Source organism: Chitinophaga niabensis (genome assembly GCF_039545795.1).
Lineage (GTDB): Bacteria > Bacteroidota > Bacteroidia > Chitinophagales > Chitinophagaceae > Chitinophaga > Chitinophaga niabensis_B.
Genome location: NZ_CP154260.1, coordinates 4,157,237 through 4,181,348, shown reverse-complemented (window position 1 = coordinate 4,181,348; position 24,112 = coordinate 4,157,237). Strand labels below are relative to the sequence as shown.

Genomic DNA, 24,112 nt, shown 5'->3' with positions numbered 1-24,112 from the left:
TTTTATCTTGTTATTACAACGTTTCTGCCTTCAATCCTGAAATGTACCGTGCCGGTAGTTTCCAGGTCTTTCAGCACTTCCGGAAGGCTTTTCGAGCGGGACATCATGCCGCTTAAACCTATATCCGGCAAAGGTTTTTCGTACACAGGCTGAATATCGTACCAGCGTGATAGTTTGCGCATGATACTCTCGATCGGTTCATTATTCCATATAAAGTAGCCTTCTTTCCAGGCCATTACTTCCTCCATGTCAGCGTTGATGATCCGCATTGGCTTGTTGCCGCGGAACATGGCTGCCTGTTGCCCCGGCTGCAATACGCGGGAAGCCTGTTGCAGCGTATTGGTCAGCCGTACGCTACCCTGCAGCAGGGTTGTTCTCACAGCATCCTCTTCTTCATAAGAGTTGATGTTGAAATGCGTGCCGAGTACGTCCAGTGACTGATGGCCGGATATTACGCGGAAAGGCTTTTCCGGATCCGCAGCCACTTCAAAGTAGGCCTCGCCATTCAATTCAACGGTACGGTCCTTCCCCGTGAAGCTGGATGGAAATTGCAGTGATGAAGCTGCGTTCAGCCAGATCTTCGTGCCATCCGGCAGGGTAAGCCGGTATTGCGCACCCCGCGGAATGTCTATCCGGTTGATGTGTACTTTCACTTCACTTTCATCCGCTCCTTCATATATCAACTCTCCATTGGCCGCCTTGCGGATGCTGGTATTTCCTTCCCGGGCCAGCAATCCGTTTCCCGTACTGTCCAGCATCACTTTCTGACCATTCGCCAGTGTGAGCACAGCCATGTTTTTGCCGGGCAGTGCATCGTTCTTTGCAATCGCCGCAGCCGGTACGGCTTTTTGCGGTTGCGCCTGCCGGAAGATGAAAAATCCTGCAGTTATTACCAGCAATATACTGGCAGCTGCTATACTGCGCCAGGGTGAAATTTTACGGACCACAGGTTCCTTCATGGCATCTGCAATCCTTGACCATACGCGGTCTCCACCATCCTGAACAGGAGGTAACACCGGGCTGTTCAGCAAAAGGATCAGGCCACGTGCCTGATGCATCTGCTGTGTTTTTTGTGGATGTTGTTCACCCACAGCTGCCCAATAGGCGTTGCTTTCTGCGGTAGGATATTTTACCCACGCCAGGAAATCCTGATCGTGCAGAAAGTCGGCCGTTGCGTATTGACCGTAATCGTTGCGTATGTTATTCATAACCCGTGTACCAGTATATACACATGGGATCTATATTTTACCCCACGTTTTTGAAAAAATCCTGAAGTTTTTTTCTAAGACATTATTTTGATGAGAAAAGCCAGCAGCACAAAGTTTTCGCGGAGATGGCCGAGTGCCCGGTAGATCAGCTTGTAGGTGGCTTTGGAGGTGATGCCCATCATTTCACTGATCTCTTCATAGCTGAGGTCTTCATAGAATTTGAGGTAGATGGCCTCCCGCTGGCGGTCCGTCATACCACTCATTGCTGTTTCCAGCTTTTGTTTCAGTTCCTGCAGGCGCTCTTTCTGCATGAGCACTTCATCCTGCCCGATCTCGAAATGGAATTGCAGTTTGTCGTCCTGCTCAGTATAGGAGGCCGTATCCGGCAGATATTCCAGCTTACGCGCCAGTACGCGGCGGAAGGATTTATAGAGATAGAATTTAACAGAAGCGGTGGGGCCAATATTTTTGCGGTTCTGCCAGAGTTTGATAAAGAGGTCCTGTACGCTTTCTTCAATAATGTGCTGGTCCCTCGTGAACCGGATGCCATATTGCATCAGGCCTGTATTATACATGTCATAAAGCTGCCGGAAAGCCAGTTCGTCACCTTCCCTGTAGGATAACCAGATACTGGTATCGGCCATAGATATATTATTCTCCATCCGCATTAGTTATCCTTACCCGGTCACAGCGTGGCCCATGATATGGTGAATGGAATAAAAATAAGAATATCTCAGGGAATGTTTTACAGAACTTTATTACTCCGGTTTTCAATAGTGTTATATAAAAAAGAACGGGAACCTTTATGGCTCCCGTTCGCAAGGTTTTTATTAATGTGTATGCACATGTTCTTCTTTGAAAGCTTCTCTTGGTTTGAGCCCTAATAACTCGAACATCATATGGTCTTCTTCGAAAGAAGGGTTTTTAGTGGTGAGCAGCTTTTCTCCGGTGAAGATGGAGTTGGCGCCTGCCATAAAACACATGGCTTGTTCGGAAAGGCTCATTTCAGCACGGCCGGCACTCAGGCGTACCATAGCTCCCGGCATGAGGATGCGGGTGGTGGCGATCATGCGTACCATATCCCAGAACTCTACTTTCGGCAGGTGTTCCAGTGGTGTGCCTTTTACGCGGGTAAGTGCGTTGATGGGAACGGAATCCGGATGGCTGGGCATGTTAGATAAGGTGCGCAGCATATTGATACGGTCCTCATGAGATTCACCCAGGCCAATGATACCGCCGCAGCAAACCGTTACGCCTGCTTTGCGCACATTGTCGATCGTTTGGAGGCGGTCATCGTATGTACGGGTAGTGATGATCTCACCATAGTATTCATCGGAGGTATCCAGGTTGTGGTTGTAGGAGTAGAGTCCGGCATCGGCCAGTTTCTGTGCCTGGGATTCGGTGAGCATGCCCAAAGTGCAGCATACTTCCATACCGATCTCATTTACGCCTTTCACCATTTCTATCACCCTGTCAAAATCCCTGTTATCGCGTACTTCGCGCCATGCGGCGCCCATGCAAAAACGGGTGGAGCCGGCGTCTTTCGCTTTTTGCGCGTAAGCCAGTACTTCGTCCTTTTTCATCAGGGCCTGTACATCAATGCCGGTATTATATCGGGCTGCCTGGGGGCAGTAAGCGCAATCTTCGGAACAACCGCCTGTTTTGATAGAGAGCAGGGTACATACCTGTACTTCCGCTGTATCCTGGTACTCCCTGTGCAAGGTAGCAGCACGGTACATGAGTTCCAGCAGGGGGGTATTATAGATATCCTTTATTTCTTCAAGTGTCCAATCGTGACGGATCATAATACTTCAGATTTGACGGCAAACCTACAAATCAATTGCGAATTTACCATTACGAATTACGAATTAAATTATATTTTCTTGTGTTAAAGCTTCATTCGTAAGGCTCAGTCGCTGATTGAGGGTGGTTTACAGGTATTGGAAATTGGTTTTCGGTGTAATATTGAGCAAGGTCTGGTAGATCAACTGGATGGTACTCTCGATATCGTCTTTCTTGATCATTTCCACGGTGGTGTGCATGTAGCGCAGGGGGATGCTGATCAGGGCAGAAGGTGTACCATCATTGGAGTACGCAAAAGCATCCGTATCTGTACCGGTGCTGCGGCTTACAGCATGCAGCTGGTAAGGGATCTTTTCTTTCTGCGCGGTTTTGATGATCAGGTCACGCAGGATGTTGTGTACAGCCGGGCCGTAAGTGATGCTGGGGCCGCCGCCGCATTTAATCTCCCCTTCGATGTTCTTGTTGATCATCGGGGTGGTGGTATCGTGTGTAACATCTGTGATGATGGCCACATTCGGTTTAATGCGTTTGGCGATCATCTCTGCACCGCGGAGACCAACTTCTTCCTGAACAGCATTAACAATGTACAAGCCGAATGGCAGGCGTTGTTTGTTTTCTTTCAGCAGGCGGGCCACTTCGGCGATCATAAAACCACCGATCCGGTTATCCAGGGCACGGCAGATAAAGTAATCGTAGTTCAGTTCTTCAAATCCATCGTCAAAGGTTACCACGCAGCCTACGTGGATGCCCAGGTCCTCTACTTCCTTGCGGGAGCGGGCACCACAGTCCAGGAAGATGTTCTCTACTTTTGGATGTGGTTCTTTACCATCTCCGCTGCTGCGCAGGCGGGTATGGATAGCAGGCCATCCGAAAACCGCTTTTACGCTGCCGGCTGCTGTATGGATGTTTACGCGCATGGAGGGAGCGATCGCCTGATCGGAGCCGCCATTGCGGATCACATAGATCAATCCTTCAGGGGAAATGTAGTTCACAAACCAGGATATTTCATCTGCATGCGCTTCTATCACTACTTTAAAAGCCGCATCCGGGTTGATCACACCTACTGCAGAACCATATGGATCTACAATGGTATCGTCTATATAAGGTTTAAGATATTCCAGCCAAAGTTTTTGTCCTTCCTTCTCAAAACCAGTAGGGGAGGGATTGTTGAGATAAGTCTTCAAAAAGGCCAACGATTCCTTCGTTAATATTGATTTTTGTTTCTTAGACATCTTTGTTCGATTAATTATCCTGCAAAAATACGGATTCCCGGCATTCTGCGCATTATATTCCGCCGGCACTCACCCAAAGGAGATGCAGCAGCGCGGAGAGCATCATCAATCCGTCCAGGTAAAAATAATAGAGGTAATCGGAGTCATGTTCCTGTGCGTATCGTTTAATCATGGCCGTTATGGTAACAGGTACCAGTAAACTGAACAATACGAAAATGGGAACGGCGGTCGCCAGCAATAAGGCAAATACGGCTGCTAAAAGTACAGAGCCGTAGTACAGTTTATCCAGCTGTGCATCCGGCAGCAGGGTAATGAGACTGCGGATGCCCTGTTGGCGATCCTGTTCTCTGTCCCGGTAATCAAAGAGGATGCAGATGGCGTATATGAGGAAGAAGCGGTGCCCGGTGAGGTAGAGTATTTCCAGTGTATCCGTATCGCCAGCAATGAGAGCGGGGAGAACAGTGGTTACATATGTCCATACGAAAGCGAGGAAGATGGTTTTGCCGATGGCAATTTTGCTCAGCCAGCTGAACATTTTATGTGGCACTTTGGGTGCGGAGTAGAGGAAGGTAAGCAGTACGGCGCCGCTAACGGGCAGCCAGTGTTTTAGGAGCGGGAGGGCAAACCAGATGGCACCGATCAGGCCAATGGCGCATCCGAGTAACTGCAGCTTCCTTCGCCGCAGATTCCAGCCGTGCCTTTCAGAGGTATTAATTGAACCGGGGGTAAGGTACCAGTGGAAGTTGTAGCTGCAAATGGTAGCGAAGAACACGAAATAGTAATAGTTCAGGCTATCGTACCGCAATTGCAGGATATGGTCGGTCTGCCAGGTCATTATTACCGCGCAGATGGCGATGTATAGTGAACTGAACAGGAAAAAGTTAAAGAAGGCCCGAATCATGGGCGCTAAATTAGGAAATAGCGGAGGATATATTGTATGAGTTAGATCATATGAGCAGGGAGGTGTTGGGTTGAGGGGATAGAATATGGTGGATGAGCCAGGTCCTGTGATGTTTATTGATCAGGATGGGCGGATAAACATGGTGGATGGCTAAGTGATGTGGTGGTTATTGAGCAGGGTGGGTGGATAGGAATATGGTGGATGAGCCAGGTCCTGTGATGTTTATTGATCAGGATGGGCGGATAGAACATGGTGGATGGCTAAGTGATGTGTTGGTTATGGGATGTACAAGCGCTGGACGATCCTTATACGATAGTAGGGAGATCCCTGTAGTGGCGGTGGATTGGGGGTGGAGGGATTGTGGACCGGGTCTGGAGGTGAATACAGGCAAGGGTTTGAGCAGCCGGAATGATAATAGTATATACTTTTGTAAGGTGTTTTTATTTTAAAATTAAATAGTAATATATTATAAATAATTCCATCGCACACCCCGCGATGGAATTATTTTATTTACTATTTATCCTCTTTAATGATCTTCAATCCTTTCGTCCATCTCACCAGTTCATTCAGCATTACCTTCGCCTGTTTTTCAGCAGATTCTGTAGGCACAAATACATCTTCATCATTGATATACTGAGAAAAGAAAGGGAGATGCACTGCTTCCGTTAAAGCCACCATTTTAAAAGTAGCCAGATCGTTTTTCAGGCTGTTAGCTGCTCTTGTACCTGCAGATACACCACCATAACTTACCGTGCCTGCTGCTTTATATCCCCATTCATGATAAAGGTATTCCAGTGCATTACGCAGGGGGGCGGGATAATTATAATCATATTCGCCGGTTACAAAGATGAATGCATCTGCAGCATCGATGGTTGCGCTCCATTTTTGGGTGTGTGCATGCTCATACTTTTTCATGCTGGGGTGATGCGGTTCAGACATCATCGGGAGGTTGATGGCTGCGAGGTCCAGCACTTCTACTTCAAAGCTGCCATGTTGTTTGGCCAGTTCAGTGATCCAGTTGGCTACGATGGGGCCTTTGCGGCCTTCCCTGATCGTAGCGATGATGATTTTTAATTGATACATGGCGCAAAAGTAGTTTTCTTTTGGAAGAGATGGGAGGGAGTTACCTGGAAGTTAGTGCGGAAGAATGTATTTGCTGTTTTGTATATTTGTTGACTATGAAGTGGCTGCTGATCCTATTTGCAACTTACATGCTGGTGCTGCCTTGCATTCCCTGCAACGCGGAGGAGGTTTGTTGTTTGAAGGAAGAAGCCTGTGCTGCGGGATCGGATTGTTCTTCAGATGAGAAGGACTGTACTGACGAGGAAGCCTGTTCTGATGAACACTCCTGTTCTGATGAACGCTCCTGTACTGATGAATACTCTTGTTCTGATAAAGGTTCATATTCTAAAGAACATTCCTGTGCCCATGAAGGTTCCTGTTCTGATAAAAATTCTTCCCCGGAAGAAGAATCCGGTGATCATTCTTGCCCGGAAGAGCCCGAAGAGCATGAACACTCTGCCACCTGCCCCTGCTGCCCTTCTTTCTCCTGTAATACCTGTCACTCTATTATAGTATCCAGCCTGGCTTTAGAAGAACCCATCATATCTGCCCGCAGTTGTGATAATACCTCTTTTGCAGATAAACCGCTGGCTAATTTCTCCGCCATTATCTGGCAACCTCCTAAGGTTCTTTATTTTCCTATACATACATAAAGAACCTAAAATCTATAACTCATGAAGAAAGCGATCAGCTTATCACTATTGCTTTGCGCAGGCATTTTATGTTATGCGCAGCAGGTGCCTAAGTCCATTGATACAACAAAAATTGAAGAAAAAGAACTGGAGGAAGTAGTGATCTCCTCTACCCGCAGTACCCGTACCATACAGAACATTCCTACGCGCGTTGAATTCATCGGCGGAGAAGAACTGGAAGAAAAAGGCAACATGAAACCGGGAGACATCCGCATGATGCTGAATGAAAGCACGGGTATTCAAACCCAGCAGGTATCTGCTACTTCTGCGAACGCCAGCATCCGCATACAGGGGCTGGACGGGCGTTATACCCAATTGCTGAAAGACGGATTTCCTTTATACGCCGGTTTCTCCGGAGGGCTTGGCCTGTTACAAACACCTCCGCTTGACCTTAAACAGGTAGAAGTGATCAAAGGATCGTCCTCTACTTTATATGGCGGTGGTGCTATTGCGGGATTGGTGAACCTTATTTCACGGGTACCCACAGAAGAAAGGGAATTGCGGTTCCTCGTAAACGGCACTTCTGCGGGAGGACTTGATCTTAGCGGTTTCTATGGTCAGAAATTTGAGAAGGTGGGGTTTACTTTGTTTGCCTCGCATAATGCCAGCAGGCCCTATGATCCATCCAATACCGGCTTTACGGCTATTCCTAAAACAAGCAGGTTTGTATTTAATCCAAAACTGTTTGTTTATTTCAATCCCAAAACCACCTTCAGCTTTGGTGTGAATACCATCTTTGAAGACCGTACAGGAGGCGATATCCTTTACATCAAAGGAAAGGGAGATAATGTGCATAGTTATTTTGAGAAGAATGAAAGCAAACGCTTTTCCACACAATTATCACTCACACATCAGTTTAATGAGCACAGCAGTTTAACGGTGAAGAATTCCGTGAGTAACTTCTCGCGGACCATCAGTGTACCTGATTATGTGTTTGATGGTAAGCAATGGTCCAGTTACACGGAAGTAGCCTATAACAGGAATGGGGAGAAGATGGATTGGGTAATGGGGCTGAATGTATATACAGACCTGTTTCATGAATTCCCGAAAGACGGTTCCCGTAAAAGGGATTATGAACAATACACCATCGGCGGTTTTGTGCAGAACACCTGGCAGGCCAGTAACTGGCTGGCATTGGAAACGGGGTTGAGGGTAGATCATGTGGCGGAAATGGGCACTGTTTTTCTGCCACGCATTGCAGCGTTGTTTAAAATAACGCCGGAACTGACATCAAGGATTGGAGGTGGTTTAGGATATAAAACGCCTACTATGTTCACAGAAGAAACAGAGCGGGTACAGTACAGGGAGGTAGAATCTCCTGCAACGCTGCCTCCTGTATTTGAAAGGTCTTACGGCGGTAATTTTGATGTGAACTATAGTACCTCGCTGTCTGATAAAGTGAACCTGAGCATCAACCAGCTTTTCTTTTATACGAAGATAAAAGATCCTTTGCTGCTGGTATTGGATAATGGTCATCCAACATTACGCAGTGCAGTGGGATTTATTGATACCAAAGGCTGGGAAACGAATGTGAAAGTAGGTTTCGGAGATTTTAAACTGTTTGTGGGTTATACTTTTACGGACGCGCAATTGAAGGATGGGTTGGTTAAAAAGGATAATCCGCTGACGGCGAAACATCGTTTGAATAATGTGCTGATGTATGAGCTGGAAGAGAAATGGAAGATAGGGCTTGAAGCTTATTATTACAGTGAGCAAACGCTGAACGATGGCGCAAAAGGTAAGCCTTACTGGATCTGCGGCTTCATGGCGGAGAAGTTGTGGGAGAAGTTTTCTTTGTTCATCAATTTTGAGAACTTCCTTGATGCCCGGCAAACGAAGTTTGATACGATCTATACCGGTACGGTTACAAATCCTGTGTTCAGGGACATTTATGCGCCGTTAGATGGGTTTGTGGTGAACGGGGGGATTAAGCTGAATTTATAACTGCCAGGCAACGCAGCGATGGTTATTTGGGCAGGAACATTCGCTCAATAAAGAACCAATGTACAAGCGTGCGACGCAACGGCGGCTTCATTAAAGAAGAACTGCCTGGTACATAAAAAGAACCGGCGCTTAACTTAAGCGCCGGTTTTATATTTTAATAGAAGGATATTTCCGTGTTTCTTTCCCGGCGTATTGACTACTTTATTTACAAAGGAATATTTCCGTGTTTCTTTCGTGGCATGTTCACCACTTTATTCTCCAGCATCTTATATCCTTTGATCAGTTTGCTGCGCGTTTCTTCCGGCATCACTACTTCATCAACATAGCCTTTTTCTGCAGCCAGGTAAGGGTTTGCAAAGCGCTCCGTATATTCAGATACCAGCTCATTCATGCGTGCTTCAGGATCAGCGGCAGCATCTATCTCTTTCTTGTAAATGATCTCCACTGCGCCTTTAGGTCCCATTACGGCAATCTCAGCCTGCGGGAATGCAAAGTTGAGATCGGCACCGATGTGTTTGGAGTTCATCACACAATAAGCACCGCCATATGCTTTCCGTGTGGTAACGGTGATCTTGGGAACAGTGGCTTCACTGAGGGCAAAGAGTAATTTGGCACCATTGGTGATAATGCCATTCCACTCCTGGTCTGTTCCGGGCAAGAAACCGGGAACATCTACCAGTACCAATAAAGGAATATTGAATGCATCGCAGAAACGGGTGAAGCGGGCACCTTTGATGGAAGCTTTGATATCCAGTACCCCGGCCAGGATGGCGGGCTGGTTGGCTACAATGCCAATGCTCCTTCCGGCAATACGGGCAAAACCTACGATGATGTTATCTGCGTAATCTTTATGTACTTCCAGGAAACTGTCTGTATCCGTGAGTTCCGCGATCACTTCCTTCATATCGTAAGGCTGATTGGGATTCTCAGGGATAATGTTATTCAGCACAGGGCGTACTTCATTGCCTAACTCGTATGGATACACGGGAGCGGTATCTTCGCAGTTCTGCGGCATGTAGCTGAGCATCTGTTTGATGTTCTGGATACATTCCACTTCATTGGCGCAGGCAAAATGGGTAACACCACTTTTAGTAGCATGGGTATGTGCTCCGCCGAGTGCTTCAGAGGTCACTTCTTCATGTGTTACCGTTTTTACCACGTTAGGGCCGGTAACAAACATATAAGAGGTGTTCTCTACCATGAGAATGAAATCTGTGATGGCAGGGGAGTATACGGCTCCGCCGGCACAGGGCCCCATGATAGCTGATATTTGCGGGATCACGCCGGAGGCGCGGGTATTGCGGTAGAAAATTTCTGCATAACCTGCCAGGCTTACCACACCTTCCTGGATACGTGCCCCGCCACTGTCGTTCAGGCCAATGAGGGGAGCGCCGTTTTCCATGGCAAGGTCCATGATGCGGCAGATCTTTTTGGCGTGCGGCTCTGAAAGGCTGCCGCCATATACAGTAAAGTCCTGGGAAAAAACATATACGAGGCGGCCATTAACAGTACCGAATCCGGTTACTACACCATCTCCGGGGAATTGTTCCTGTTCTGTGGTAATTCCTTTGTTCCGGTTGTGTACAAACATGCCGAGTTCTTCGAAAGAACCTTCGTCCAGCAGGAGCTGGATCCTTTCGCGGGCTGTAAGTTTACCTTTCTTATGTTGTGAATCGATGCGTACCTGTCCACCGCCCAACCGGGCTGAGTCAATTTTGGACTGTAGTTCCTGTATTTTACTCATACGTGTAAAAATACGGGATTGCGTCTAATTGTGGATAGCTACTTTGGGAAGTACTAAAGTATCGCTGCTGTTACCGGCATTGTCCAGTACAAAAACCCTGTACTGCATAGTGTCAGGATTAGTGACAGCGGGAGGGATACCATCTCTGAGGCGCATGCGAACATCCATTCCATCGCTCACATATAATTCTACTTCTGCCTTCAGTTTGGTTCCTTTATGGCTTTCCAGCAAGGGGAAAAGCACGTCTGTATAAGTGGTGTCGTCAGGGTTATCGCGCCATAAACGGGAATCGTGTACCCACATAGCTCCTTCCGTATCTCCGTTGGCATCCTGGAGTTCAAAGGTATAAACCAGCAGATCCTGCCCTTTTGCCACATCCAGTGTAGACACTGATTTGAACTTGAGCACAGGTTTATCGCCTTTCGGATCATCCTTTTTGCAACCCAGAAAACCTATCAGTACGATGGATAAAGCTACAATTTTCTTCATATAACAAACCTACATTAAATTGACCAAAAGGCAAAGCCTCCGGTATAATAAACGCTCCCTTCCCCGGGTTTGTTACATGTTGTTTCCGGTATTTTAAGAAGGATCGTAAATTTGCCCCGATGAACGATTCTTTTGCAGACCGGATATTTACCAGCAAGAGCCCGGAAGTGCTTGTGCCAGAGCTTTTTCGCTTCCAGTACCTGACCAATTCCCTCTACAGGGCATATGTGGATGCTTTGAAAATAGACCCCGCCGGGGTGCAGGAGATCAGCCAGGTACCCTTTCTGCCCATCCAGTTCTTTAAGAGCCACCGGGTGGTTTGCGGGGAATTTGAACCAGAGGTAGTATTTGAAAGCAGCGGCACTACGCAAACCCAGAACAGCAGCCACCTTGTTAAAGATACCTCCATCTATACACGAAGTTTTATGGAAGCTTTCCGCCAGTTCTACGGACCGGTAGAAGATTTTGTAGTGCTGGGCCTGTTGCCTTCCTACCTGGAAAGGCAAAACTCTTCCCTGGTATACATGGTGCAGGAAATGATCCGGCGCAGCGGCAAACCGGAAAGCGGCTTTTACCTCTATGAACATGAGAAGCTGGCGGAAACACTGCAAGCCCTGCAGCAACCGGTACTGCTCATTGGTGTTACGTTTGCGCTGCTGGATTTTGCAGAACGCTTTCAACTTCATCTCCCCAATGTGATCGTGATGGAAACCGGTGGTATGAAAGGCCGCAGGGAAGAATGGACGCGGGAAGAGCTGCATGCCTATTTAAAAGAAAGACTGGGTGTAACCACCATTCATGCGGAATACGGGATGACGGAATTACTCAGCCAGGCCTACTCCAAAGGAGAAGGTATTTTCCGCTGCCCGCCCTGGATGAAAGTGCTGGTGCGGGATGAAAATGATCCTTTCCAGCTCTACAGCGCCAGTGCCTCCGGCGTGATCAATGTGATAGATATGGCTAATATCCACTCCTGCGCATTCATTGCCACAGACGATATCGGCCGCCTCCATGCAGATGGAAGTTTTGAAGTACTGGGGCGGATGGACCATTCCGCTTTAAGAGGTTGTAGTTTAATGGTGAATTAAGATAATATGTTTATCTTTCCGGCAGAATACTTATCCTATGAAGAGACTTTTGCTTTTGGCAATGGTATTATTTTTCTGCATGCCGGAAATGCAGGCCCAGTTACTGAAAAAGATAAGGGGCAAAAAAAAGGAGAAGACGGAAGAAACCGAAGAGATTGATGAATCCTATCCACAGACCCGGCCTAAATCCACAGCAGCCAATCCGGCTTTGATCATCGGCGGCGATGAAAAAGTAATTGTAGATTCCTCTTACGAATATGATATGGCAGTATACCAGGAAAGTGAAGCTTTCCAGGGGAACCAGCGTGTAATAGACGGGGGAGAGGATATTGTGATCTACTACAGCAGCACGGAAGCCGCTTTCTGTATTCAGTTACAAAGCCGGAGCACCGGTACCAAATATCATTTCTACGGGGATTTTGCCAAAGAATCACAACTGATGCTGGCAGGTGTGGGAGGAATTGCCAGCGGGGACAAGATCAAACTGGAACTGGAGGGCATGGAACCTGTATACCCCGGTGAAATAGGTTACCTGAGCCAGCTGCGGCGTACAGGTTCCAAAAAAGTGATCTCCGGCGTGGCTTGTGAAGAATATGTAGCCCATAACCTGCGCAGGGACCCCCGGGTGGTGAATACCAACCATGCAAAAGTAACGGCCTATGTATGGATCCCCATGGACCCGCATTCCGTTTTCCCCGGTTACAGCCTGATGCCCAATCACTTTAAAATGCAGATAGAGAAGATGCGGATTGATGGTTCCTATCCGCCGGTGGTGATGCCATTGGAAATGTTCCTGGAATATGGGAACGGGGATAAGGTGTATACCTATACTACCATGATCATTGTAAATGAAAGAAGGAAAGTGATGCTCACGGACATTAATAAGTAACGGCCGGGAAGGCCCGGCCGCTAATGGTTTCCGTTGCATCTTTTAATTGCTAACAGGGTAGTTCTGGATATTGGAGCCAACCCATGGTAGAAAGGCCCTGAGGCTAATAATACAGGGATAGAATGGCGAATTCTTTATGCTAAAGTAATAGCTGAATTGCAAAACATATGGTAAATGTTTGTGAAGCAAATGTGAAAATTGAGAGTAGTCCACAGGACTAATATAGAATTGTGTTTTTTAATGTATTTTCGTAAAAATTGAGGCACAATTAAATCTTAAACCATTCACTATGCAACGTTTAGCGGCATTTTTATTTATCGGTGGCGCCACCGTCCTGATGTCTTTTGCGAACCCTACCACAGAACCAACCAGCAAAGTTGTTGTAGTTGCTCCCCGCGCTACAGTTTACCAGGTAGATAATTCACAAAGCAGCCTTAGCTGGACAGCTAAGAAAGTAACCGGTTCACATTCCGGTAATATCTCTGTTTCTTCCGGCAAGCTGGAAGTGGACAAGAATGTATTAAAAGGCGGATCTTTTGAACTGGATACCCGTTCCATTACGGTAACAGACATTAAAGATGCTAACATGAACGGCAAATTGCTGGGTCACCTGAAAAGCGATGATTTCTTTGCAGTTGACAAACATCCTTCTGCCAGTTTCGTGATCACGGGCGCAGCAGCTAAAGGCGGTGGAAATTATGACGTGAATGGTAACCTTACTATCAAAGGGATCACTAAACCTATCTCTTTCCCTGCTACCGTAACAGTAGCTGGCGGTAAGGTAACAGCTAAGGCTACTATCAAGGTAGACCGTACCAAATTCGACATCAAGTACCGCTCTAACAATTTCTTCGAGAACCTTGGAGACAAAGCGATCTATGATGATTTTGAACTGGATGTAACACTGGTGGCTAACGCACAGTAAACTTATAAAAGGCCGGATGCTCTCCGGCCTTTTTTTATAATTTCAGCAGGCCGTATTTATACAGTGAATTAACAGGTTTGTTATCCCAGAAAAGCTCAAAGTCTTCCAGCCCCGCCGCTTCATAACTTTCCATCACTTCCTGCAAAGTATAGGTTTTAGGATTGTTGATAGACAACTTCTCCAGTATGCCGGCAAACCATTCGCCGTGTGACTGATTCACACTGATCGCATATTTTTCTTTTTTATCCTGGAAGGTGAAAGAGGTCATTTCCCAGGAACTGCCTTTCTTGGATTTTGTGAAATTCTGCACCGCAGGTTTTCTGCCCAGCCAAACCACCTTGGCAGTTGGTTTAGCCGTAACGAACTGATCTTCCTCCAGTGCTTTTTCAATATAGTCAGGCGGGATCTTTGTGCGGGGTACTTTGAACTCGAACCATTTCTGCAAAGGATCATCAAGACAAATGCCATGCATAAAGTTGAGCAGTGATTTCTTTAAACCAAAACTGAACAGCTCATGTTCTGCGCCTGTTTCATCGATGTGTACGATATCGTTGTTGGCGAAAGTGCCGATGGTTTCTGTTTCTTTCTTCACCATAAACTTCTCCGGGTTCAATCCTACAGGGCTGTGCGCCGTCATGGTAAATAAATGCCAGAAGGCAGATTGCAGGATACCCATTTTGAACATCTGGCGTACCATTTCCAGTGAGTCGATTGTTTCCTGTGCGGTTTGTGTGGGGAAGCCATACATGAGGTAAGCATGTACCATAATACCAGCCTCTGTGAAATTCCTGTTCACCTGCGCCACCTGCGAAACGGTAATACCTTTCTGGATCATTTCCAGTAAACGGTCTGATGCTACTTCCAATCCACCTGAGATAGCAATACAGCCGGATGCTTTTAACAGGAAACAAAGATCGCGGGTGAAACTTTTCTCGAAACGTACATTCGTCCACCAGCTGACGGTGAGTTTCCTTTTCAGTATCTCGAGTGCCAGTGCACGCATCAAAGCAGGCGGTGCGGCTTCATCCACAAAGTGGAATCCGTTCTGGCCGGTTTGTTTAATGATCTCTTCCATCCTGTCGCACAGCAGGGAAGCGGCGATGGGTTCATAGAGGCGGATGTAGTCCAGCGAGATATCGCAGAAGGTACACTTGCCCCAGTAACAGCCATGTGCCATGGTGAGTTTATTCCAGCGGCCATCACTCCACATGCGGTGCATGGGGTTCACTACTTCTATGGCTGAGATATATTGGTCCAGCAGAAAATCACTGTAGTCCGGTGTACCTACCTGGCCCTGTTTATAATCTGCACAGGCTTTATTGTTGTAATAGGTGACTACGCCATCTGCTAAAGTGAAAGTACGTTTGAGTTCCGTGATGTCTTTCTTTCCTTCTACATAAGCGATGAGGTTTTCGATGGGCGCTTCTCCATCGTCCAGCGTGATGAAGTCGTAGAATTCAAATACGCGCGGATCAGCAAGAGAACGCAGTTCTGTGTTCGCAAAGCCGCCACCCATCGCTATTTTAACGTCAGGGTAATTGGCTTTGATCCATTGGCCGCAGCGGAGGGAAGTGTAAAGGTTGCCGGGGAAAGGAACAGAGATGGCTACCATTTTAGGTTGTACACTTTCCATCCTTGCCTTCAATATATTGATCAGGATCTCATCAATGAAGGTATATTCCTGTTGCAGGGCATCGTAGAGTTCATCAAAACTATTTGCAGAGCGGCCGAGCCTTTCTGCATAACGGCTGAAACCAAAATGTTCATCCACACATTCCATGATGAGATCGGAAAGGTCTTCCAGGTACATGGTGGCCAGATGTTTGGCTTTGTCCTGGTTACCCATGGAACCAAAAGCCCAGTTAAGGTCTTCCAGCTGTGCAAAACGACCCGCCTCCGGTAACAGATCGCGTTTGCAGATCCGGTGGGCGAGTGTGGGATTCTTTCCCTGCAGGAACCGGATCACGTCATCTATGGTATAGATATAATCCTCCTGTAAGGAAACGATGCGGGCGGCATTATCTGTTAATACTTTAGTTTGTTCATTTATTCGTGTAAAGAGCTCTTCCAGGCCTTTTTTGGAAAATAAAGCAAGGGTCACTTCAATACCCAGGTCCGCCTGAAAAGAAGAAATGTTCTTAGTGTTCAGAAAACCTTTCAGGTAAGCTGTGGCCGGGTAAGGCGTGTTCAGCTGTGTGAAAGGCGGAGTAAATAAGAAAACAGAAGCACTCAAATCGATTGTTTTAAAATGCAAAACTAACCCTTATTAATTTAAGCTTTGTATACTTACTGGTAAGTAAGTATATTTGTGCCCTATAATCCGGGAATATGTCAGATACAAAGGACAAAATTGTAATGATGGCAGACCATCTGATAAGGACCCAGGGGTTCAATGCCTTCAGTTACAAGGACATTGCGGACCCTATGGAGATAAAGAATGCGGCCATTCATTATCATTTTCCTTCCAAAGCAGACCTGGGGATCGGTGTGATTGAACATGAAATAAAGAAATTCAGGGAATTTGCAGAAAAATGGAGGAAATTACCGGAGGACAAGCAGCTGGCCAAACTGGTGGAAGTGTTCCACCGCCATGGAACCAATGGTTTCATTTGTTTAATGGGTTCACTCTCCCCTGATTTTGAAACATTTACAGCCCCCATGAAAGCTAAAGTGCAGGAAATGGGGAACGATATAGTGAACTGGCTCAGCACCTGCCTGGAAAATGGAAGGGTTAATGGCCGTTTTTATTTTGAAGGAGAGGCATCTGACAGGGCGTTGCTGCTGATCACTAATTTACAGTCGTCATTGATATTATCGAGAGTATTGGGGCCATCCGTATTCAACCGGGTAAGCAACAGGATATTAAAAGATTTAAAGCCATGAAAACTATGAAAAGAGTTGTTGTAACAGGCCTTGGTGCCGTAACCCCGCTTGGTAATGATGTTAGCTCCTTCTGGGAGTCTTTAACAGCCGGTAAAAGCGGTGCGGCCACTATTACCCGTTTTGATGCTTCCCGTTTCAGAACACGTTTTGCGTGTGAGCTGAAGGGTTTCAATGCGGCAGACTTTATTGATAAAAGCGAACTGCGTAAAACAGATCCGTTCACACAATATGCACTCGTAGCTTCTGATCAGGCCATCAAAGATTCCGGCCTGGATTTTTCCGGTATGGATCCCTTCGCTACCGGTGTGATCTGGGGATCAGGACAGGGTGGTATGCAAACATTTGAAGAGCAGGTAACAGAATATGTGGAAGGTGGATTCAATCCGCGTTTTTCTCCTTATTTCGTTCCCAAGCTGATCACCAATATGGCTTCCGGCATGATCTCCATGCAGCATGGATTGATGGGCATTAATTACACTACTGTTTCTGCATGCGCCACTTCTAATACCGCCATAATGGATGCATTCAACTACATCCGTTTGGGTAAAGCGAAAGTGATCATCACAGGAGGTTCCGAAGCGCCAATAACTCCGGCTTCTGTTGGTGGCTTCTGTGCCATGAAAGCCATGTCTATCAGGAATGATGATCCTGCTGCCGCTTCCCGGCCTTTTGATGTGAACAGGGATGGATTTATCATGGGCGAAGGAGCGGGTGCCTTGGTGCTCGAAGAATATGAACATGCCAAAGCACGTGGTGCAAAAATATATGCAGAAGTTGCAGGTGCAGCCATGACAGCAGATGCGTATCATATGACGGCTACACACCCTGAAGGGCTGGGCGCTTTACAGGCGATGAAGTTTGCTTTGGAAGATGGCGGGCTGAATGCAGAAGAGGTGGGCTACCTCAATGCACATGCTACTTCTACGCCCGTTGGCGATCTGAGTGAAATTGCAGCCATCCGTAAAATGTTTGGTGACACAGCGGCTCATTTGCATATCAGCGCTACCAAATCCATGACAGGACATTTGCTGGGAGCAGCCGGCGCCATTGAAGCAATTGCGAGTGTGATGAGTATTGTAAAAAGTGTTATTCCACCTACGATCAATACAACGGAATTAGACCCTGCTATTCCTGCGAGTTTGCAGATTGTGTTAGGTTCGGCGGTAGAGAAAGAAGTAAAGGTGGCGATGAGTAATACTTTCGGCTTTGGGGGGCATAACGGGATTGTGGTGTTTAAAAAGTTTTAGTGGTCTTAAAGAACTATGGTTTGTGTTTTTAACACACTGCCCATAAAAAGCCCCGATGATCCATCGGGGCTTTTTCTTTAAGCAATATTTATCAGCTGCCTCTTGCACCACCTGTTTTAACAGGTTTCTTTGCAACGTTCGCTTGTTTGCCCGGTTTCATAAAGGACGCATTGTTCACCCCCGGCTGATTAGTCTTACTCTGCTTATTGTCCCTTTTGCCGCCTTTCTTGTTACTGTTATTTAATAATGACATAGCTTTTAGAATTGGTGCAAAACAAATATAGTAAATTTTTGCAGTGATATTCTGTTATCTTTATTTACATGAATACCAGGTACTTACTTTCCCTGCTGCTCTGTTCCACGCTGGCAGCTAATGCCCAGACCCTCAGCAATCCGGTGCTGGATAAAGATTTTCCTGATCCCACGGTGATCCGCGTCAATGGAAAATATTATGCTTATGCCACACAGGGCCGTGGCCACATACAGGTGTCTGTTTCTGAAGATCTGCAGCATTGGAGTGATCCGGCGGATGCGCTTCCGGTAAAACCCGTTTGGGCAGATAAACATTTCTGGGCACCGCATGTACTCTATGATTCCTCCATTCAGAAATATGTACTCTTCTATTCCGGGGAATCCACAGATACTACAACCGGTAAATGTTTAGGAGTGGCTTATGCTACGCAGCCGGAAGGGCCGTTTACAGATAAAGGGTCTCCCCTGATCTGCGGAGAGGGCTTTGAACATATAGATCCCATGGCTTTTATAGACCCGCAAACGGGCAAAAAACTCCTGTACTGGGGCTCTGGTTTTAAACCGATCAGGGTGCAGGAAATGAGGGATGATTGGTCTGATTTTAAACCCGGTTCCAAACCGGTGCCGGTTGTTTGGCCGGGTAAGGAAAAGAATTATACAAGGCTGATAGAAGGTGCCTGGCTGGATTATCATGCAGGGAAATATTATCTCTATTATTCCGGTGATAACTGTTGCGGGAAGGATGCAAATTATGCCGTGCTGGTATCAAGAGCGGATCATGCGGAAGGGCCTTTTGAAAGCCATGGGGTGATACTGGAAAAGGATAGTATCTGGTTAGCGCCCGGGCATAATTCTGTTTTTAAAGATGCGCAGGGTAATAACCATATTGCTTATCATGCTATTCACCGGCAGAAGGGAGGAGGAAGAGTATTTTGTATCAGCTCGCTGGTGTATGCGAATGGATGGCCGGTGGTGAAGCCATAAATAAAAGAGGCGGTATTATAGATACCGCCTCTTTTTTTAATTAATAGCAATCTCTTTCGTTGCTTTCGTCTGCTCTTTGCTTTTTGGAATACTCAGTTTTAAAATGCCATCTGTATAACTGGCACTGATCTGATCATCCTTTGTATTGTCCGGCAGCCTGAAAGTTCGGGTGAAAGAGCTGTAACTGTATTCTCTCCGGCTGTATTGTTTGCCATTACCGTTTTCAGATGACTCCTGTTTTGTTTCCGCGCTGATGCTTAATACATCATCATCCACCTTGATCTTGAAATCTTCTTTTTTAAATCCGGGTGCTATCACATCTACGCTGTATTGTTTGTCATCCTCGGAAATATTTACAGCTGGTAGAGATTTTGACTGTCTTCCGTTTTCAAAAGGGAAGAAGCTTTCCAGGTTAAAGAAGTCGCGCCAGGGATCATACGCTTTCAGACCCTTGTCGGTTCTTTCCAGATTTTTCATATGTACCTCCTTTTTAGATTTCTACCGGAAAAACCAGGCCATGGCCTATAAACTTATCAACCATGCTATAATATGCACAATATGTAGAGGAATGTGGAAATAATTTCCGGTGAAAACTGCTGTAGCATTGGATTGTATTGAATTTCAGTAAACTGTGCAAAGCTGTTTTTCTGGCACAATTATTTATATATAGTATTCAGAAGTTTCTTAGTAAGAGGTGGTCTGACACCATGCAGACCTGAGATCATACTCTTAATACCTGATCTGGATAATACCAGCGTAGGAAACAAGAAACGTTCAGAGGCTCCGGAATTCCCGGAGCCTTTTTTTATGCATGCAACCTTTGAAACAGGCATTCGTCTTTATAGCATGAGATACCTTATACTGTTGTTACTGATCTCCTCTACCTCTTACGGGCAAATGAAGTACTTCTCCCGTAAGCAACTTGATAAATTCCTGAAGGTACAGATGAAGTCCCTCGGCATGCCGGGCCTCTCCATTGCTGTGATCCGGAAGGGAAAGATCGTTTATCACAGGGCACTGGGTGTAACCAATACAACTACACCTGTTAAAGTGGATGATCAATCTATCTTTGAAGCAGCCTCTTTATCCAAACCGGTATTTGCCTACCTGGCGCTGAAAATGGTAGATAAGGGTTTGCTGAACCTTGATAAGCCCCTGTACCAATATCTCCCTTTTCCTGAGTTGGAATATGATCAACGTTATAAACTGATCACTGCGAGGATGGTGCTGGACCATACAACAGGTTTTCCCAACTGGCGTTGGTTTGACCTGGCGGACTCTGCACGGCAGATCAAACGGGGAGATATGTATATTAAGAAAGAGCCGGGTACTTTCACTTATTCGGGAGAAGGATATCATTACCTGGCCAAGGTATTGGCGCATCTGAATAAGATGCCGCTAAGCAAGCTGGATGCTGTTTTCCGGCAGGAAGTAGCCGTTCCTTTAGGAATGCAGTATGCCTGGTTCACTTATAATGATTTCATGGGGCAGCATAAAGTAACAGGACATAAGAATGGTAAAGTAGAAGGAAGAAGATGGCCGATGGCATTCCCAGATGAAGATTCTACTTCCTTTGGCGCTGCCGGGAAACTGCATACGGAAGCAGTGAGCTATGCGCATTTCCTGGTAGGATTGATGAAGGATGAAACACATGAAGAAATGTTCAAGGCGCAAACAGCTGTGCCTGAAAATTACAATGAAGGTGTAGTGGCCTGGGGATTAGGATTAGCCATAAGGCCAACGAAGTATGGCATCGCTTATCAGCATGGCGGCAACAACGGTAATTTTCAATCCGGCTGCCTGTTCTATAAAGAGAAAAAGAGCGGTTACGTGTTCTTTACTAACTGCAATAAGGGAGATGTTTTTAATGAGCGGTTACAGGTGTTTTTAGAGATCTTATAGCTGTTCTTCTGGCACAGTTTTTTCTGTATAATTATCAGAATTTTCTTTAGAATATGATATGGGTAAAACCAACATAGGAAAAAGAAATATTCAAAGTCTCCGGAATCTCCGGAGACTTTTTTTATGGGCATAGTGTTTGACTTTCTAATTGCAAAATCAAACGTTATGAGTTATCATCAATATGAAACATACAAAAATCGTTAGATGCAACTGGCGGACATTATTATAGCAGAGATCCGGCAGAAAGGTCCTGTTTCCTTTCACGATTTTATGGAGGCATCGCTGTATTATCCAGGGTTGGGATATTATACCGGTTCCGGTGAGCAGTTTGGAGAGCAGGGTGATTATTATACGAGCCCGTATATATCCCCGGCTTTTGGTGCCATGATTGCACGGCAGCTGGAAGAGATGTGGCGCGTTATGGGTAAACCCCCTTTCACGATCGTGGAATTTGGGGCAGGCAGTGGCATGCTTTGCCATGATATCCTGAGCTATCTTTCCGGGAATACCTCATTATACCAGCATCTTCAATATTGTATCATTGAAAAGAGTCCGCTTATGCGGGAAAAACAACAAAAACACCTTCATGATAAAGTATATTGGTTTGATGCAATTGAAGAGATCCATGGTGTTACGGGCTGCATCCTCTCCAACGAATTAATAGATAACTTTTCTGTACATCGCGTGAAGATGGAAGATGAATTAAAAGAAGTATATATCGATTACCAGGATAAGAACTTCCTGGAGATCTTAAAACCGGCTCCCGCCGTTTTACAGGACTACCTGGATGAACAGGGCATATCCCTGCCCTTCGGTTACAGAACAGAGATCAACCTGGAAGCCGCAGACTGGATCAGCTCTGTTGCGGAGGCATTGGAGAGAGGATATGTGATGACAATTGATTACGGTTATGCTGCACAGGATCTGTACTCAGAGAAAAGAAGAGAGGGTACGCTGATGTGTTATAACAGGCATGAAATAAATGATCAGCCTTATATTAATATAGGCCACCAGGATATTACCGCACACGTGAACTTTACCGCACTTAAAGAGTGGGGTTGTCAACATGGCTTACAATGCTGTGGTTTAATCAACCAGGCCGGTTTCCTCCTGTCGCTGGGCCTGAAAGAATACTTACGTACCATTGCACTGGTGGGAATGGACCTGGTCAGTGCTGTAAAGAAGGAAGCCTTCATTACCCGTAAACTATTGCTGGAAATGGGAGAGCGGTTCAAGGTATTGATCCAGCAAAAGGGCACTCCGCCTTATGCACTTACCGGTTTGAAAATGAAATAGTATCTTAGCCCCCAATTGCTTACGCCCACATGGCAAAATCTGACTTAGAACTATGGCAGCAGATCCGGTCGCACGACCTGGAGGCATTTGGTGAACTATACGAGCGGCATTGGGAAATGTTGTTCGAAGCCGCCTGGCGCAGGCTGTATGATAAAGATGCCGCCAAGGATATTGTGCAGGAGGTGTTCATTTACTGCTGGCAGAAAAAAGACCAGATCCATATTACAGATTCCGTAGCCGGCTATTTAAGTACGGCTGTACGCTTCAAAGTACTGAACCACCTGAAAGCAGAGGGTACCCGCCAGAAATATGAGCAGCAGGCCGGAGCCGCGTTGCCGCAGGTAACCCATATCCCCAATCAGGACCTGCATAACACTTACCACCGGGAGGTGGAAAAATTGCCCCCTAAAATGCGGGAGGTATTTATGGACAGCCGGGAAAGCGGACTGTCTATTTCCGAGATCGCGGAAAAACGCGCTTTATCTCCACAAACAGTTAAGAATCAACTATCCGGGGCTCTAAAGAAACTACGGGAAGGGCTGGGGAATTTCTTCATGGAATAATTTTTTTAAACCGGCATAGTACTACCGCCGGTTGAGCATTGTCTATTAAACGTAACAGCACATGAACAAGCCGGAAGAGCATATCATTCAATCTTTGCTGGAAAAGCATGCACTGGGTATCTGTACCCCGGAAGAGATCGCGGTATTGCATGAATGGTATGATGCTTTCCCCGATAAAGGCCCTGCCTTTGCGGATGAAGAAGATAAGAAAAGGTGGAAGAAAGAGATGAAGGCTGCTGTGATGGATACCATCCAACCCCGGAAAACAACGCGGCGGATGTATTGGCAGATAGCCGCTGCCGCAGTATTGGTGGTAGCAGTGGCTACTTTTCTGCTGAAACCCTGGGAGCCGGAATACATTGGTGTAATGGCGCCAAAAGGAAAAGGGGTGATGCGGTTTGAACTGCCGGACCATTCCATTGTGTGGTTGCAGGCAGGCTCTACTATTCGTTATGAAGGAAGAAATGTGGAACTGGTAGATGGGGTAGCGGGTTTCTCGGTAACACAGAATAGTAATGAGCCTTTTATGGTGCGTACAGCATCCGGCCTGAATGTGAAAGTGCTGGGTACGGAATTTACCGTGAAAGCATTCCATGAATTGCCGGAAGTAAAGGTCTATGTTGAATCAGGTGCTGTGCAGATCTCAGACAGCAGTAATGCGAATATCGCAGTATTAAAAGCAGATCAGCAGATCGTATATAATATTGCCACGCATCAGCATATACAGGATAGTGTGCATGCCGTTACGCTCGCTCAGTGGAAGACCGGAGAATATACATTGGATAATGCCTCCTTTGCAGAACTGGCCAGGATCCTCAAAGACCAGTTCGACACAGAGATCAGGTATAATGAAAAGATAATGGCGCCTTATCGTTTCAATATTAGAATTACACCCACATCAACGCTGCCGCAGATTCTGGATATGCTGCACGAGATCAGTGGCGTGAACTATACCATTAACGGAAATCATGTTATCATTACAGGCGTAAGCCAATAACCTATGTACTT

The 24,112-nt window shown here is 46.3% G+C and carries 23 protein-coding genes and 1 riboswitch; of the genes, 12 read left to right on the top strand and 11 right to left on the bottom strand.

What is annotated here, in order from left to right; genetic code table 11:
• Positions 1–2: 2 nt before the first annotated feature.
• The 6 genes from AAHN97_RS16470 to AAHN97_RS16445 form a co-directional block, all read right to left on the bottom strand.
• The gene (locus AAHN97_RS16470) at positions 3–1,208 is read right to left on the bottom strand and encodes a FecR domain-containing protein (RefSeq protein ID WP_343303149.1); all 1,206 of its coding nucleotides are present in this window, start codon (positions 1,206–1,208) and stop codon (positions 3–5) included.
• A gap of 74 nt (positions 1,209–1,282) precedes the next feature.
• Positions 1,283–1,870 (bottom strand): RNA polymerase sigma factor, encoded by a 588-nt coding sequence (locus AAHN97_RS16465; RefSeq protein ID WP_343303148.1) that lies wholly within the window; start codon positions 1,868–1,870, stop codon positions 1,283–1,285.
• A 168-nt stretch (positions 1,871–2,038) separates the two neighbouring features.
• Positions 2,039–3,013, bottom strand: a complete 975-nt coding sequence (bioB, locus tag AAHN97_RS16460; RefSeq protein WP_343303147.1) for a biotin synthase BioB — start codon at positions 3,011–3,013, stop codon at positions 2,039–2,041.
• 126 nt (positions 3,014–3,139) lie between these two features.
• Positions 3,140–4,243 (bottom strand): M42 family metallopeptidase, encoded by a 1,104-nt coding sequence (locus tag AAHN97_RS16455; RefSeq protein WP_343303146.1) that lies wholly within the window; start codon positions 4,241–4,243, stop codon positions 3,140–3,142.
• Between the two features lie 52 nt (positions 4,244–4,295).
• A complete protein-coding gene (locus AAHN97_RS16450; RefSeq protein ID WP_343303145.1) occupies positions 4,296–5,144 on the bottom strand; it encodes a UbiA family prenyltransferase in 849 nt (282 codons plus the stop codon).
• Between the two features lie 513 nt (positions 5,145–5,657).
• A complete protein-coding gene (locus AAHN97_RS16445) occupies positions 5,658–6,227 on the bottom strand; it encodes an NADPH-dependent FMN reductase (RefSeq protein ID WP_343303144.1) in 570 nt (189 codons plus the stop codon).
• 95 nt (positions 6,228–6,322) lie between these two features.
• Between AAHN97_RS16445 and AAHN97_RS16440 the strand changes: the two genes are divergently transcribed.
• Both AAHN97_RS16440 and AAHN97_RS16435 read left to right on the top strand, forming a co-directional pair.
• Positions 6,323–6,859: a hypothetical protein gene (locus tag AAHN97_RS16440; RefSeq protein WP_343303143.1), complete on the top strand. Its 537-nt coding sequence runs from the start codon at positions 6,323–6,325 to the stop codon at positions 6,857–6,859.
• A gap of 21 nt (positions 6,860–6,880) precedes the next feature.
• The gene (locus tag AAHN97_RS16435; RefSeq protein WP_343303142.1) at positions 6,881–8,842 is read left to right on the top strand and encodes a TonB-dependent receptor plug domain-containing protein; all 1,962 of its coding nucleotides are present in this window, start codon (positions 6,881–6,883) and stop codon (positions 8,840–8,842) included.
• 205 nt (positions 8,843–9,047) lie between these two features.
• On the opposite strand, the gene AAHN97_RS16430 is transcribed toward AAHN97_RS16435, so the two are convergent.
• The gene (locus AAHN97_RS16430) at positions 9,048–10,586 is read right to left on the bottom strand and encodes an acyl-CoA carboxylase subunit beta (protein ID WP_343303141.1); all 1,539 of its coding nucleotides are present in this window, start codon (positions 10,584–10,586) and stop codon (positions 9,048–9,050) included.
• Between the two features lie 24 nt (positions 10,587–10,610).
• On the bottom strand, positions 10,611–11,075 hold the full coding sequence (locus tag AAHN97_RS16425; RefSeq protein ID WP_074237284.1) for a hypothetical protein: 465 nt from the start codon (positions 11,073–11,075) through the stop codon (positions 10,611–10,613).
• Between the two features lie 119 nt (positions 11,076–11,194).
• Here AAHN97_RS16425 and AAHN97_RS16420 point away from each other — a divergent pair, with 119 nt between their 5' ends.
• From AAHN97_RS16420 to AAHN97_RS16410, 3 genes are all read left to right on the top strand, one after another.
• Entirely contained in the window at positions 11,195–12,163 is a 969-nt protein-coding gene (locus tag AAHN97_RS16420) for an acyl transferase (protein WP_343303140.1), read from the top strand.
• Between the two features lie 37 nt (positions 12,164–12,200).
• Positions 12,201–13,052: a hypothetical protein gene (locus AAHN97_RS16415; protein ID WP_343303139.1), complete on the top strand. Its 852-nt coding sequence runs from the start codon at positions 12,201–12,203 to the stop codon at positions 13,050–13,052.
• 289 nt (positions 13,053–13,341) lie between these two features.
• Positions 13,342–13,977 (top strand): YceI family protein, encoded by a 636-nt coding sequence (locus AAHN97_RS16410; protein ID WP_343303138.1) that lies wholly within the window; start codon positions 13,342–13,344, stop codon positions 13,975–13,977.
• Between the two features lie 34 nt (positions 13,978–14,011).
• Here AAHN97_RS16410 and AAHN97_RS16405 read toward each other — a convergent pair whose 3' ends face one another.
• Positions 14,012–16,210 (bottom strand): B12-binding domain-containing radical SAM protein, encoded by a 2,199-nt coding sequence (locus tag AAHN97_RS16405; protein ID WP_343303137.1) that lies wholly within the window; start codon positions 16,208–16,210, stop codon positions 14,012–14,014.
• 95 nt (positions 16,211–16,305) lie between these two features.
• On the opposite strand from AAHN97_RS16405, the gene AAHN97_RS16400 reads away from it, so the two are divergent.
• Positions 16,306–16,860, top strand: coding sequence for a TetR/AcrR family transcriptional regulator (locus tag AAHN97_RS16400; RefSeq protein WP_343303136.1), 555 nt, complete (start codon positions 16,306–16,308; stop codon positions 16,858–16,860).
• Between the two features lie 5 nt (positions 16,861–16,865).
• Complete coding sequence (gene fabF / locus AAHN97_RS16395) at positions 16,866–18,107, top strand: beta-ketoacyl-ACP synthase II (protein ID WP_343303135.1); 1,242 nt, start codon at positions 16,866–16,868, stop codon at positions 18,105–18,107.
• Positions 18,108–18,198: 91 nt separating this feature from the next.
• On the opposite strand, the gene AAHN97_RS16390 is transcribed toward fabF, so the two are convergent.
• Positions 18,199–18,360: a hypothetical protein gene (locus AAHN97_RS16390; RefSeq protein ID WP_343303134.1), complete on the bottom strand. Its 162-nt coding sequence runs from the start codon at positions 18,358–18,360 to the stop codon at positions 18,199–18,201.
• A 68-nt stretch (positions 18,361–18,428) separates the two neighbouring features.
• On the opposite strand from AAHN97_RS16390, the gene AAHN97_RS16385 reads away from it, so the two are divergent.
• Complete coding sequence (locus AAHN97_RS16385) at positions 18,429–19,343, top strand: glycoside hydrolase family 43 protein (protein ID WP_343303133.1); 915 nt, start codon at positions 18,429–18,431, stop codon at positions 19,341–19,343.
• A gap of 36 nt (positions 19,344–19,379) precedes the next feature.
• Here the strand turns inward: AAHN97_RS16385 and AAHN97_RS16380 are convergent, their stop codons facing one another.
• A complete protein-coding gene (locus AAHN97_RS16380) occupies positions 19,380–19,820 on the bottom strand; it encodes an Hsp20/alpha crystallin family protein (protein WP_343303132.1) in 441 nt (146 codons plus the stop codon).
• A gap of 202 nt (positions 19,821–20,022) precedes the next feature.
• Positions 20,023–20,123, top strand: a riboswitch (TPP riboswitch).
• A 66-nt stretch (positions 20,124–20,189) separates the two neighbouring features.
• On the opposite strand from AAHN97_RS16380, the gene AAHN97_RS16375 reads away from it, so the two are divergent.
• The 4 genes from AAHN97_RS16375 to AAHN97_RS16360 all read left to right on the top strand — a co-directional run bounded on the left by AAHN97_RS16375 (position 20,190) and on the right by AAHN97_RS16360 (position 24,101).
• Positions 20,190–21,245: a serine hydrolase domain-containing protein gene (locus tag AAHN97_RS16375; RefSeq protein WP_343303131.1), complete on the top strand. Its 1,056-nt coding sequence runs from the start codon at positions 20,190–20,192 to the stop codon at positions 21,243–21,245.
• A 204-nt stretch (positions 21,246–21,449) separates the two neighbouring features.
• Positions 21,450–22,541 carry a class I SAM-dependent methyltransferase gene (locus AAHN97_RS16370; protein ID WP_343303130.1) on the top strand — a complete coding sequence of 364 codons (1,092 nt, stop codon included), beginning with the start codon at positions 21,450–21,452 and terminating at the stop codon, positions 22,539–22,541.
• Between the two features lie 29 nt (positions 22,542–22,570).
• Positions 22,571–23,104, top strand: coding sequence for an RNA polymerase sigma factor (locus tag AAHN97_RS16365; protein WP_343303129.1), 534 nt, complete (start codon positions 22,571–22,573; stop codon positions 23,102–23,104).
• A gap of 61 nt (positions 23,105–23,165) precedes the next feature.
• The gene (locus tag AAHN97_RS16360; protein ID WP_343303128.1) at positions 23,166–24,101 is read left to right on the top strand and encodes a FecR family protein; all 936 of its coding nucleotides are present in this window, start codon (positions 23,166–23,168) and stop codon (positions 24,099–24,101) included.
• The last annotated feature ends 11 nt before the right edge of the window (positions 24,102–24,112 follow it).